At 74.3% G+C, this 13,004-nt stretch carries 10 protein-coding genes; 7 read left to right on the top strand and 3 right to left on the bottom strand.

Translation table 11 applies throughout. The features are described 5' to 3' along the window. Positions 1-125: 125 nt before the first annotated feature. A complete protein-coding gene (locus tag P3H78_RS10370) occupies positions 126-953 on the top strand; it encodes a chitosanase (RefSeq protein WP_276108576.1) in 828 nt (275 codons plus the stop codon). 5 nt (positions 954-958) lie between these two features. Here the strand turns inward: P3H78_RS10370 and P3H78_RS10365 are convergent, their stop codons facing one another. Beyond that, positions 959-2,806, bottom strand: coding sequence for a glycoside hydrolase family 15 protein (locus tag P3H78_RS10365; RefSeq protein WP_276108575.1), 1,848 nt, complete (start codon positions 2,804-2,806; stop codon positions 959-961). Between the two features lie 275 nt (positions 2,807-3,081). Between P3H78_RS10365 and P3H78_RS10360 the strand changes: the two genes are divergently transcribed. From P3H78_RS10360 to P3H78_RS10345, 4 genes are all read left to right on the top strand, one after another. After that, positions 3,082-3,288, top strand: a complete 207-nt coding sequence (locus P3H78_RS10360; protein ID WP_276108574.1) for a hypothetical protein — start codon at positions 3,082-3,084, stop codon at positions 3,286-3,288. 221 nt (positions 3,289-3,509) lie between these two features. Beyond that, positions 3,510-4,913 (top strand): Si-specific NAD(P)(+) transhydrogenase, encoded by a 1,404-nt coding sequence (gene sthA / locus P3H78_RS10355; RefSeq protein WP_276108573.1) that lies wholly within the window; start codon positions 3,510-3,512, stop codon positions 4,911-4,913. A gap of 292 nt (positions 4,914-5,205) precedes the next feature. Then, positions 5,206-6,681: an APC family permease gene (locus P3H78_RS10350; RefSeq protein WP_276108572.1), complete on the top strand. Its 1,476-nt coding sequence runs from the start codon at positions 5,206-5,208 to the stop codon at positions 6,679-6,681. Positions 6,682-6,692: 11 nt separating this feature from the next. Further along, the gene (locus P3H78_RS10345; protein ID WP_276108571.1) at positions 6,693-7,649 is read left to right on the top strand and encodes a hypothetical protein; all 957 of its coding nucleotides are present in this window, start codon (positions 6,693-6,695) and stop codon (positions 7,647-7,649) included. A gap of 51 nt (positions 7,650-7,700) precedes the next feature. Here the strand turns inward: P3H78_RS10345 and efeB are convergent, their stop codons facing one another. Both efeB and efeU read right to left on the bottom strand, forming a co-directional pair. Further along, complete coding sequence (gene efeB, locus P3H78_RS10340) at positions 7,701-9,023, bottom strand: iron uptake transporter deferrochelatase/peroxidase subunit (protein WP_276108794.1); 1,323 nt, start codon at positions 9,021-9,023, stop codon at positions 7,701-7,703. Between the two features lie 68 nt (positions 9,024-9,091). Further along, positions 9,092-11,362 carry an iron uptake transporter permease EfeU gene (gene efeU, locus P3H78_RS10335; RefSeq protein WP_276108570.1) on the bottom strand — a complete coding sequence of 757 codons (2,271 nt, stop codon included), beginning with the start codon at positions 11,360-11,362 and terminating at the stop codon, positions 9,092-9,094. A gap of 335 nt (positions 11,363-11,697) precedes the next feature. Between efeU and P3H78_RS10330 the strand changes: the two genes are divergently transcribed. Continuing rightward, complete coding sequence (locus P3H78_RS10330; protein WP_276108569.1) at positions 11,698-12,366, top strand: DedA family protein; 669 nt, start codon at positions 11,698-11,700, stop codon at positions 12,364-12,366. After that, on the top strand, positions 12,363-12,698 hold the full coding sequence (locus P3H78_RS10325; RefSeq protein ID WP_276108568.1) for a hypothetical protein: 336 nt from the start codon (positions 12,363-12,365) through the stop codon (positions 12,696-12,698). The genes P3H78_RS10330 and P3H78_RS10325 overlap by 4 nt, the downstream gene beginning before the upstream one ends. Positions 12,699-13,004 lie beyond the last annotated feature (306 nt).

The raw sequence follows: 13,004 nt of genomic DNA, 5'->3' as shown, positions 1-13,004 counted from the left end.
TCCCGCCCGTCGCCGCACCCGTGCCGCCGGACGGGTGACACGGGCCGCCCCGACCGGCTCCCGGGCCGCACGGCGGTGCAGGGTACGGACCGACTCTCCGCCCGCCCCCGCTTCCTGGAGCGCCCGTGGTGCACCCCGACCGCGACACCCCCACCTCCTCGCGCCGTACGCTGCTGGGCCTGTTCGGCGGCTGCCTCGCCGCCGCCCCCCTGCTGAACTCCGCCTGCGCGACGGCGGGTCCGGCGGCGGACCTGGACGACCCGGCGAAGAAGGAGATCGCCATGCAGCTGGTGTCGAGCGCGGAGAACTCCTCGCTCGACTGGCGGGCCCAGTACCGGTACATCGAGGACATCGGCGACGGCCGCGGCTACACGGCGGGCATCATCGGCTTCTGTTCGGGCACCGGCGACATGCTCCACGTCGTGCGGCGCTACACCGACCGGCGGCCCGGCAACGTCCTCGCCCGGTACCTGCCGGCGCTGCGCCGGGTCGAGGGCGGCGCCGCGCACGACGGCCTCGACCCCGGCTTCCCCGGGGACTGGCGCCGGGCGGCCGGGGACCCGGCCTTCCGGCGGGCGCAGGACGAGGAGCGGGACGAGGACTACTTCGGCCCCGCGGTGCGGCAGGGCCGTGCCGACGGGCTGCGCGCGCTCGGCCAGTTCGCGTACTACGACGCGAGGGTCGTGCACGGCGGCGGCGACGATCCGGAGAGCTTCGGCGGCATCCGCGCGCGGGCGCTGCGCTCCGCGCGACCGCCCGCGCAGGGCGGCGACGAGGTGACCTACCTGGAGGCGTTCCTCGACGCGCGGGTGTGGGCGATGAGGCAGGAGAAGGCGCACAGCGAGACCAGCCGCGTCGACACCGAGCAGCGGGTGTTCCTGCGCCGGGGCAACCTCGACCTCGATCCGCCGCTGGACTGGGCGGTGTACGGCGATTCCTACCACATCGGGTGACGAACCTAGCCCAGGGCGCGGTCGAGGTTGTAGGCCGCGCTGATGAGGGACAGGTGGGTGAAGGCCTGCGGGAAGTTGCCCTGTTGCTCGCCGGTGCGGCCGATCTCCTCGGCGTACAGGCCGAGATGGTTGGCGTAGGTGAGCATCTTCTCGAAGGCCAGCCGTGCCTCGTCCAGGCGGCCGGCCCGGGTGAGGGCCTCGACGTACCAGAAGGAGCAGATGGAGAACGTCCCCTCGTCGCCGTGGAGTCCGTCGGGGCTGGAGCGCGGGTCGTAGCGGTAGACGAGGGAGTCGGAGACCAGGTCCTCGGTGAGCGCGTCGAGGGTGGACAGCCACTTCGGGTCCGTGGGCGCGATGAACTTGGCCATCGGCATCATCAGTACGGCGGCGTCCAGCACGTCGCCGTCCTCGTACTGGACGAAGGCGCGCCGCCGCTCGGACCAGCCGCGGTCCATGATGCGGCGGTAGATGGTGTCCCGGCACTGCCGCCAGCGGGGCAGGTCGGCGGGCAGCCCGCGGCGGTTGGCGAGCCGGATGGCGCGCTCGACGGCGACCCAGCACATCAGCCGGGAGTAGAGGAAGTTCCGGCGGCCGCCGCGGGTCTCCCAGACGCCTTCGTCGGGCTGGTCCCAGTGGCCGCAGACCCAGTCCACGAGCGCGCACACGTCGTCCCACTGGCCGCTGGAGATGGGCTGGGCCCACTTGTCGTAGAGGTAGACGGAGTCGACGAGGGCGCCGTAGATGTCGAGCTGGAGCTGGTCGGCGGCCGCGTTGCCGACGCGGACGGGGGCGGAGCCGCGGTGGCCCTCCAGGTGGTCCAGTTCGCGCTCGGGCAGCTCGGTACGGCCGTCGATGCCGTACATGATCTGGAGCGGTCCTCCGGCGCCGCCGTCGCCGGGGCTGATGTGCCGGGTGAGGAACCGCATGAACGCCTCGGCCTCGCCGGTGAATCCGAGGCGCAGCAGCGCGTACACGCAGAAGGCGGCGTCGCGGACCCAGACGTAGCGGTAGTCCCAGTTGCGCTCGCCGCCGATGCGTTCGGGCAGGCTGGTGGTGGGCGCGGCCACGATGGCGCCGGTCGGCGCGTAGGTGAGCAGTTTCAGGGTGAGCGCGGAGCGGTGGACCATCTCCCGCCAGCGTCCGCGGTAGCGGGAGGCGGCCAGCCAGCGCCGCCAGTAGGCGACGGTGGCCGCGAACTCCTCCTCGGCCTCGGCGTGGGCGCAGCGGCGCGGGGTGATCGCGCCGCCGACCCGGTCGAGGGCGAACACGGCGGACTCGCCCTCCGCCAGCTTGAACTCCGCCCGGACGTCCTGTCCCTCGGTCTCCAGGGGGACGGTGGCGGTCAGGGCGAGGGACCGCTCGGCCGACTCGAACAGGGCGGCGCCGCCGACCAGCCGGACGGTGTGCGGGTCGGTGCCGTACGCGAACCGGGGGGCTACCCGGGCCCGGAAGGGCAGGGTGCCGCGCACGCACAGCACGCGCCGGATCAGCCGGTGCCGTTCGGCCTCGCCCGGATTGCCGGGGTCCCGGGCGACCGGCATGAAGTCCTGCACCTCCCCGACGCCGTCCTCGGTGTAGAAACGGGTGATCAGCACGTTGGTGTCGGGGAAGTAGAACTGCTTGGTCCGTGCGCCCTCGGTGGCGGCGAGCTCGAAGCAGCCGCCGCGCTCGGCGTCCAGGACGGACGCGAAGACGCTGGGCGAGTCGAACGACGGCGAGCAGTACCAGTCGATCGTGCCGTCGGTGCCGACCAGGGCGACGCTGCGCAGATTGCCGATCAGGCCGTGCTCCGCGATCGGGAGGTACCGGTGGGCGTCCGGGGCGGCGTCCGGTCGGCTCGGAGTGTCGGCCATGGCGGCAGCCTCCCTGTCCGGGATCGCACTCGGGCTGCTTCCAGCTTAGGCGCGCGGGCCGGTCGCGCCTCCGGCCGCCCGGCGGAGCGCCGGGGGTCACGGAACAGGGTCGACCGGGCGCGCCGGGTGACCGGAAGAGGCTGTTTTCCCGGTTTCTTCCCTCGTCCGGATGCAGGGAGCGGCCTGGCGGGCAATCGTGGGAGGAAGCCCCGGTCCCGCGGCACGGGCGCCGCCGCGGCCTCCGGCCCCCACCGGACCGGGCGCGAGGAGGAGACATGTCGACGTCAGAGTCCGAAGCATCCCGCTGGTCCGGGGACCGTGCCACCCCGGACGCCCTGCTGCACGCCCGCACCGGCACGGAGGTCTCACCGGAGGACCTGGTGCTGGCGACCGGCCGGGACATCACGCCGCGGAACCTGGAGTGGGCCAGGCGCAAGCTGGAGACCGAGGGAACGGCCGCGATGGAGAAGCTGCTGCCGTAGACCGGCCGCCGCCCGCGGCCGGGCCGCCGGCGGCACGGACGGCGCAGGGGGCAGGGACGGCGCGACCGCGGTGCGGGGCCGGTGCGGCACACCCGGCCCCCCCGGGCGGCCGCTCCCGCGTTGCGGGTCCGGCGCGGCACCCCGGACCCGCACCGGCGGCTGCGGTCGCGTCGTGTCCGACACCTTCCGGTGGGCGCCCTCCTGCTGCCACACTCCCGAGGGTGCCCGACTTCGACATGCTCGTGATCGGATCCGGACCCGGTGGCCAGAAGGCCGCCATCGCCGCGGCCAAGCTGGGCCGCAGGGTCGCCGTCGTCGACCGTCCCGACATGGTCGGCGGGGTCTCCCTCCACACCGGCACCATCCCGTCCAAGACGCTGCGCGAGGCGGTGCTGTACCTCACCGGCCTCACCCAGCGCGACCTGTACGGGCAGAGCTACCGGCTGAAGGAGGACATCACCGTCGCCGACCTGACCGCGCGGACCCAGCACGTGGTCGGCCGCGAGGTGGACGTCATCCGCAGCCAGCTCGCCCGCAACCACGTGTCGCTGTTCGCCGGGACCGGCCGCTTCGTGGACGACCGCACGGTGGCCCTGCGCGAGGCCGGCGGCGAGGAGCGGACACTGAGCGCCGATCACCTCGTCATCGCCACCGGGACCCGCCCGGCGCGCCCGGACAGCGTGCAGTTCGACGGGCGCACCGTCCTGGACTCCGACAACGTGCTGGCGCTGGAGCGGGTGCCGCGGTCGATGGTCATCGTCGGCGCGGGGGTGATCGGCATGGAGTACGCCTCCATGTTCGCCGCGCTCGGCAGCCGGGTGACGGTGGTCGAACGACGGGCGGGCATGCTCGACATGTGCGACGCGGAGGTCGTCGAGTCGCTCCGCTACCACCTGCGCGACCTCGCGGTGACGTTCCGGTTCGGGGAGACCGTCGCCGCGGTCGAGCGCCACCGCAACGGCACGCTGACGGTGCTGCAGAGCGGCAAGCGGATACCCGCCGACGCCGTGATGTACTCGGCGGGCCGTCAGGGACTCACCGACGGACTCGACCTGGAGAAGGCCGGGTTGACCGCCGACAGCCGCGGGCGGATCGCCGTGGACGAGCACTACCGCACCCGGGTTCCGCACATCTACGCGGTCGGTGACGTGATCGGCTTCCCCGCGCTGGCGGCGACGTCGATGGAGCAGGGCCGGGCGGCGGCCCATCATGCCTGTGGGGAACCGGTGGGCCCGATGGACGCGTTGCAGCCCATCGGCATCTACACCATCCCGGAGATCAGCTTCGTGGGGCGGACGGAGGATCAGCTCACCGAGGAGCGGGTGCCGTTCGAGGTGGGGGTGTCGCGCTACCGCGAGCTGGCCCGCGGGCAGATCATCGGCGACTCGCACGGCATGCTCAAGCTGCTCGTCTCGCCCGGGGACCGCCGACTGCTCGGGGTGCACTGCTTCGGCACCGGTGCGACCGAGCTGATCCACATCGGGCTGACGGTGATGGGGTGCGGCGGCACCGTCGACTATCTCGTCGACGCCGTCTTCAACTACCCGACGCTCGCGGAGTCGTACAAGGTCGCCGCGCTGGACGCGAACAACCGCCTGCGCCAGGTCGACCGGCTCGGCGACTGACCGCCCCTCCTCCTGCGCCGGTCAGGAGCCGTTCCGGGGACAGCGGTTGGGACCGTGCCGGGGACGGGGAACCGGTCCGTGGGCAATCTTGTGGACCGTACGGGCACGGTTATCATCACTGCCACACACGGTGTGACCGTCCGGCGACGCAGCGGCCGGACGGGGCCACCCCCGTCCTCCGGTCCCCCGGCCCGGGGCCACCCCCCGGGCGGTCCGGCGCCGGCCCACCCCCCACCTCTACGCCGCCGGGGCGCCTGCCCCCGCGCCGTGCACGACGGAAAGCAGCACATCGATGAGCAAGAGCAGCGGCCGAGGGTTGCAGGCCGGCGCCCTCGGCGTGTTCGACACGGTGGTGATGGCCGTCGCGGGCAGCGCCCCGGCCTACTCCCTGGCGGCGACCACGGCGGTCCTGGTCGGCGCGGTGGGGCCGGCCAGTCCGGCGGCCCTGCTCTACTGCGCGATACCGATGCTGGGCATCGCGCTGGCGTTCAGCTACCTCGGCCGCATCGACGTCAACGCCGGGGCCAGCTACTCGTGGGTGGGCCGGACGCTGCACCCGTTCCTCGGATTCCTGTGCGGCTGGGCCCTGGTGGTCTCCGCGACGATCTTCATGGTGGCCGGGTCGCTGCCCGCCGGGTCGATGACGCTGGCCCTGTTCGACGCCCGGCTCGCGGACGACACGGCCCTGTCGACCGTCGTGGGCGCGGCCTGGTTCCTGCTCATGCTGCTCGTGGTGCTCGGCGGCGCCCGGCTCACCGTTCGGGCCCAACTGCTCATGTCCGGCGTGGAGCTGGCCCTGCTCGCCCTGTTCGCCGTGCTCGCGCTGTTCCACACGGGCAACGCCCGCGCCTTCGACTGGTCCTGGCTCGGCTTCGGGCACTTCGACGGCGTGGGCGGGTTCGCCTCGGGTGCGCTGATCGCCGCGTTCTACTACTGGGGCTGGGACGTCACCAGCAACCTCAGTGAGGAGACCCGCGACAGCCGCCGTACGACGGGGCTCGCCGGACTGATCGGCGTGGGCATCGTGTTCCTGCTGTTCGAGGTGTTCACCATCGCGGTGAACGTGATCCTCTCCGCCCGGCAGATCCAGGACAACGACGCCAACGTGCTGGCGGTGCTGGGCGAGGAGGTCTGGCCGGGCTGGGGCGGCAGGCTGCTGGTCGTGGCGGTCATGCTCTCCACCATCGCCACCCTGGAGACCACCCTGATCCAGGTCACCCGGTCGCTGTTCGCGATGGGCCGGGACCGGACGATGCCGGCGGCGCTGGGCCGCGTGCACCGCACCTGGAACACACCGTGGGTGGCGGTCTCGGTGGTCGGTGCGGTGGCGCTGGCGATGTTCGTCGCGGCCACCGCGCTGGGCACGGTCGGCGACATCCTCTCCGACGCCATCTCCGCCATCGGGTTGCAGATCGCCGTGTACTACGGGCTGGCCGGCCTCGCGGTGGTCGTCGCCTACCGCCGGATGCTGCTGCGGTCGGTGGCGCACTTCGTGCTGGGCGGGCTCTGGCCGCTGCTCGGGGCGCTGTTCATGTTCTGGGTGTTCGCCGAGTCGCTGGGCCGGCTGAGCCCGGCGGCGGTCACGATCGGCCTCGGCGGGCTCGCCGCCGGACTGGTGCCGATGCTGTGGTACTGGCGGCAGGGCAGCGACTACTACCGGCCGGCCGCCCTCGACGCCAGCCGAGCGGTCACGGCCGCCCGCGTCCCGGCCGGAGGCGCTCCGGGCGACTCCGCGCACCGGTACGAGGGCCTCCCCACGGACTTCTGAAGGGGGATCCGATGGCGCGCGACCGCTCCACCCCCGACTTCGACCCGGACTGCGGGGACCTGCTGCTCACCTCCGCCCGGCACGACATCGTCATCGGCCGCTGGCAGGGCCTGCGGGACCTGTTGCGCGAGACCGGCGCCCACTGGGCGCAGCGCGGGCACCGGATCCGGCTGCTCGCGCAGGCGTGCGCGGACCGCTCGACCGTGGAGTCGTGGCTGGCCGCGGAGCCGGGCGGCGGCGACGCCCTCGTGCTGCGGGCGGCGACGGAGACGGCCCGGGCCTTCCAGGTGGCCATCGCAGCCGGCCGGGGGGTGCCCGTGCCGCAGGACCGGGTCGACGCCGCCGTGCTGGCGTGCCTGCGGGCCGCCGAGGCCTGCCCCGACGATCCCACCCCGTGGATCTCGCTGATCTCCGCGGCCCGGCTGTACCCGTCCGGTGTGCGGCGGCGGGATCTGGGCCGCTGGTGGGACGAGGTGCACCGGCGCGACCCGTACAGCGTGGAGGGCCATCTGCAGGTGCTCCACTACTACTCGGCGCGCTGGCACGGCACCCACGGCCTGATGTACGACTTCGCGCGGGAGGCCGCCGGTGTGGCACCGCCGGGCTGCGCGCTGCCGGTCCTCGTCCAGTACGCCCGGGTCGAGGAGTTCCGGTACGTGCGGGACGCCGCGAAGGGGCAGGGCGGTGGGGGCTCGGGGGCGCACTGGGACCACGACGCCGCCGTCAGCGACGTACGGCGCACCTGGGAGCGGTGGATCGGGGGCCGCCCGGACACCGTGGTCGCCCCGGTGGAGGTGCGCGACCTGAACCACCTGGTGCACGCGGCCTGCCTCGCGGGGCTCACCGACGTGGCGGCCGCCCTGATGCGGATGCTCGGCCGCCGCGCCACGCGGACCCCGTGGTCGTACACCGGGGATCCGGTCCGGCAGTGGGTGCGGTGGCGCCGGGAGCTGGGGCTGCGGCGCTGACCGGCCGGGTGCGGGCGCCCGCACCCGGCTCCGCCGGGCCGGCGAGGCCGGTCAGGCCGCCATCAGGGCGCGCCCCAACCAGTCCTCGGAGTCGCGCACGCCGGGCAGGGCGAAGAAGTAGCCGCCGCCGGTCGGCGAGATGTAGTCGACCAGGGGCTCGTCGACCAGCCGGGTCTGGGTCGCCTCGAACTGGCGCCGGACGTCCTGCTGGTAGCAGCAGAAGGCCAGGCCCATGTCGAGGTTGCCGACGGCGTCGACGCCACGGTCGTAGTTGTAGCCGCGGCGCAGGATGCGGGAGGTGTCGGTGGCCGCGGTGCGCGGGTTGGCGAGCCGTATGTGCGCGTCCAGCGGGATCGCCGTGCCGTGCGGGTCCTTCGCGTAGTTCGGTGCGTCGGTCTCGCGGGCGCCGTCGAGCGGGGCGCCGGTGTCCTTGCGGCGGCCGAACATCTTCTCCTGCTCGGTCAGCGAGACCCGGTCCCAGAACTCCACCAGCATGCGGATGATCCGGACGACCTGGTAGCTGCCGCCGGTGGCCCAGGCCGGCTCGCCCTGGCCGGCGCCGACCCACACCAGGCGGTCCATCTCGCGGGCGGAGGCGGTGTCCGGGTTGACGATGCCGTCCTTGAAGCCGAGGAGGTTGCGCTGGGCGCCGCTGGGGCGGGGGGTGTTCTGGAAGCCGTCGATGCGCCACTTGATCCGGAGCGCGCCCCGGGTGTGGCGGGCGATGTCGCGCAGGGCGTGCAGCACCGTGTCCTGGCGGTCGGCGCAGATCTGCAGGGACAGGTCGCCGTGGCACTCGGCGGGGTTCAGGTGGTCGTTGGGGAAGGTGCGCATCGGGGTCAGCCGGCGCGGCCGGACCGGGGTGAGGCCGTAGCGGTCGTCGAAGAGGGAGGCGCCGACGCCGACGGTGACCGTCAGCGCGTCCGCCGGCACGACCGGGCCGAGGATGCCGCTGTCGGAGGGCGGGGCGCCGACGCCGAGGTCGGCGGGGGCGCCGCCGGCGGTCAGGAAGCGGGCCCGCTCGGTGAGGGTGCGCAGCAGCTCCGTCAGGTCCTTGCGGCTCTCGGCGATGACGTCGAAGGAGACGAAGGCGGCGGCGGCCGGGGCCGGTGTGGTGATGCCGGACTGGTGGACGCCGTGGAAGGGCACCGGGCCGCCGGCGGGCGCGTCCGCGGCGTGCGCCCCGGTGCTGCGGCTCTCGGCGAGCGCGAAGCCGCCGCCGGCGAGGGCGGCGCCCGCCGCGCCGGCCCCGAGGGCCGTCCGGACGAAGGAGCGGCGGCCGGTTCCGGCGGGGCAGCCGCCCTGCGGTGCGGGCGCCTGGCCTGCTCCGGCCGGGCAGCCACCGTGCGGGGCGGGCGTGTCGGCGGACGGCATGGGGGTGTTCTCCTCGCTGCTTTCGGGGTGGGCCGGGTCGGTGCGGGGTGCGGGACGGTCGGCGGGCATCAGGCGGACTTCCGGATCTCCAGGAGGTCCGGCACCGGCGCGAGGTCCTCCAGGAGCTGGCCGGTGGCCCCGTCGAGGCGGGCCCCGGCGATGGTGTCCAGCCGGTCGACCGGGGTCCAGTGGCCGCCGTCGTGGGCGGCGTCCAGGAGCTTCTGCACCCGGGTGATGTCCGCGTCGACGGTGGGCAGCAGGTGCGGGGCACGCCTCGTCAGCAGCGGCTGGAGCACCGTGAGCAGCTCACGGGTGCCGGCGAGATTGGCGTCGGCGGTGGCGAGTTCGGTGCCGCTGCCCTGGTCGGCCTGGCCGGTCAGCTCGAACTGCAGGGTGTTCTCCAGGATCTCGTGGGCCCGCAGCGGCAGGTCGCCCGGGTCGAACTCCTGGGTGGGGAAGGCCTTGCGCAGTCCCTCGACGTCGGTGGCGAGCTGCCGGGCGGGGGCCTTGAGCCGGTCGGCGTCCCGGCCGTGCCACAGCCCGTACTCGATCCGGTGGAATCCGGAGAAACCCGGGTCCTGCGCGCCGCCGGGGAGGCCGTCCGGGCGGCCGTCGATCTTCTGGTCGAAGTCCTCGAAGGTGCCGTAGGCGGCGCCGAGGGAGGCGTAGGTGCGGTGGGCGGTGAGCCAGTCGGCGCGGGCGTCGTCGAGCCGGCCGTGCTGGATGTCGTCGTTCAGGCGTCCGGCCTGGGTGACGAGCGCGGCCAGTCCGGCCCCGACGTACTGCTTGTACCGGGCCAGCGGCGCGGCCAGGTCCTGCTCGGACACGGGGACGACCGCGCGGGCGCCGGCCCCGCCGCGCACGTGGACGGCCCGCGAGGTGACGGCCCTGGCGCCGGTGGGCACGCAGCGCCAGGCGTACGAGCCGCCCGCGACGGTGGCGACCAGGTCGCGGGTGGTGCCGGGGGCCAGGCCCTCGATCTCGCCGTAGACCGCGCCGGTCGCCGGGTCGATCAGGTAGACCTCGGACGTCCTGGAACCGGTGTTGTGCATCTGGAAGGCCTGCCGGCCCGGCCGGGGCGCGGTGAAGCCCTCGCCGCAGTCGGTCCCGGACACGGCCACGGTCTGCGCCCCGGCGGGCTTGGGGCGGCCGAGCCCGACCGCGAGCCCGGCGATCACCGCGGGGACCGCGACCACGGCGACGGGGACGACCCAGGCGGGCCGGCGCCGGGAGGTCGGCGCGGCCGCCTTGCGGGTGCCCGCGGCCGGCTCCTCGGCTCCCGGTTCCGGCACTGCGGTACCCGGTTCCGCCGGGCCGGCGCCGGCCGTCGGTGCGTCGGAGTCGGCCGTCGGTGCGTCGTAGTCGGCCTCCGGCTCCGGCTCCGCAGCCTGCGGGGCGGCCACGGACTCACGCCCGGACCCGGCCTCGGACCCGGTCCGGCCCTGCACGTCGGTCCCGTTCACCGCCCCGGCCGTCGTCACCGTCCCGCGGGGCCGGTCCGCGGGGGACGCCGGACGGGCGGGCGCCGAGGACCGTACGCCGCGGACGAAGAGGGTCATGACGACGGCGAGGTAGCCGCCGTAGGCCAGCGTCTGGAGCCACGTCATCGTCGGGGTGAGGTTGAGGACGCCCTGGACCAGCGTGCTGTACCAGGAGCTCGCGTCGACGCTGCCGCCCAGGTCGACGGCGTAGGAGGTGCCGCCCGGCAGGACGCCGCCCTCCTGGAGGTCGCGCAGCCCGTAGCCGAGGACGCCGGCGGCGATGACGATGAGGACGACGCCGGTCGCGGTGAAGAAGCGGGTCAGGTTGATCTTCAGGACGCGCCGGTACAGGCCCCAGCACAGCCCGGCCGCCAGGACCAGGCCGACCGCGGCGCCGCTCAGCGGTCCGGCGGACTCACCGGCGGCGCGTGCCGTGGTCCACAGGAACAGCGCGGTCTCCAGGCCCTCGCGGCCGACGGCGAGGAACGACGTGAGGACCAGCATGCCCGCGCCCATCGACAGCGCCCCGGTCACCTTCGCCCTGATCTCCCCGGAGAGGTTGCGCGCGGAGCGCCGCATCCAGAAGACCATCGCGGTCACGAAGGCGACCGCGATCACGCTCAGAGCGCCGCCGAAGGCCTCCTGCGCGGCCTCCGGCAGGGAGGCCGCGGTGAAGGTGAGCACCGCGCCGAAGCTCATCGCGAGGGCGATCGCCGCGAGGACGCCGGTCCACACCTGCGGGAGCCGGGACCTGGCCTCCGCCCGCACCAGGGTGGCGACCAGGATGGAGACGACGAGTCCGGCTTCGAGCCCCTCCCGCAGTCCGATCAGAAAGCTCGGGAACGCGTCGTCCCACATGCTGTGCGGCCCTCCCCTGCATGCCGGTCCCGACCGCTTCGGGGTCGAGTTAGCGAAGGCATGCCTTACTTAGACGTCGCGACCCATCATGACCACAGGTATGTCGACGGCCGGTCATGACGAGGTCATGGGACGGCAAAACCGGGAGCGCGCACGGTCCGGATCCGCTGCGCGTCCGCCCTGGGCGACCTTCCGGGACATTCGCCGGCCTCCCCCGGCCGATGCGCCGCGCCGGTCGCCGGAACCGCACGGAACCCGTTATCGTCTACGGTTCAGTAGACGGTCTACATCCGTGTAGTCGTCGGACCGTCATCGAACGAAAGGGCGCAGCGACGATGATCGCACCCCTGCACCTGTCGTCGCAGCTCGCCGTCAATGTGCTGGACGCCCAGTCCCTGCTGGCCGCCTTCGGCGTGCTCGGCGTCGGCGTGGTGCTGTTCGCCGAGACGGGGCTCCTCGTCGGCTTCTTCCTGCCGGGCGACTCGCTGCTGTTCACGGCGGGACTGCTGTGCACCGGCACCGCCGACCACGGGGTGCGGCTCTCCCTGGCCCCGCTGCTGGTCGCCGCCGTGGTGGGCGCCCTCCTGGGCTCGCAGTGCGGCTACCTGCTGGGCCGCAGGGCGGGAGGCGCGCTGCTGGCGCGCAGCCGCTCGCAGCGCCTGCACGAGGGGGCGCAGCGCGCCGAGGAACTGCTGGAGCGGTACGGCCACGCGAGGGCGATCGTGCTGGCCCGCTTCGTGCCCGTGGTGCGCACGGTGCTCAACCCGATGGCGGGCGCCCTCGGCGTGCCGCTGCGCACCTTCACCGTCTGGCAGGTGGCCGGCGGGCTCGTCTGGAGCGTGGGCCTCGTCCTCGCCGGGTACGCCCTCGGGTCGTCGATCCCCAATGTCGACAAGTACCTGCTGCCGGTGATCGCGCTGATCGTGATCGTGTCGCTGATCCCGCTCGCCGCGGAGGTCCTGCGCTCCCGCCGGGCGGCGAAGGCCAGGGAAGCCCGCGGGTGACCGCCGCCCCGAGCGGTCCCTCGGTCGACGGGTCCGTGTACACGGACGTCGGCGGGCCGGCCCGCCGCGCTCCGGCCTGGTTCGGCGACGCCGTGACCGCCCGGTCCGCGGTCGGCCTCGGCCTGTTCGCCGTGCTGATGCCGGTGGGCCGGTGGCGGGCCCGCCGGGTGAGCCCGGAGGCCGCCGTGACGGCGCCGGCGGTGCCGGTCGTCGTGGTGGCGGCGTACGGCGGCCTGACGGCCATCGCCGCGATGCGGCTGCCCGTCATCCGCCCCGAGGCCCTGGCACGGTGGCTCGCGGCGACGCCGCTGCGGCCGTTGCTCGCGCCGTGAGGGCCGCCGGGACCGGGCACCGGGCGGCCCCCGGACGTGCCCGCGGCGCGCGCGAGCCGCGGCGGAGCCCCGGACGGCACGCATGCGCACCGCCCGGGTCCGTACGGCAGGGCCCCGCACCGCCCGGGTCCACGCCGCACGGCCCCACGCGGCACAGGTCAGCGAGGCGCGTGTCCCCACCACAGGGATCCGGGCGCCGCGGGTCCGGGCGGTTCGCATGCGCGCGGGGCCCGTTCGCGGGGCACCCGTCAGGCAGGGAGAGTCCTGCGGGGTGGCAGAGGTGGCAGGGAAGTCGTACGAGATGCG

It is taken from the genome of Streptomyces tropicalis (genome assembly GCF_029269835.1).
GTDB classification, from domain to species: domain Bacteria; phylum Actinomycetota; class Actinomycetes; order Streptomycetales; family Streptomycetaceae; genus Streptomyces; species Streptomyces tropicalis.
Note: the sequence above shows the minus strand (reverse complement) of the source record. Positions and strands in the feature narration are given on the sequence as shown.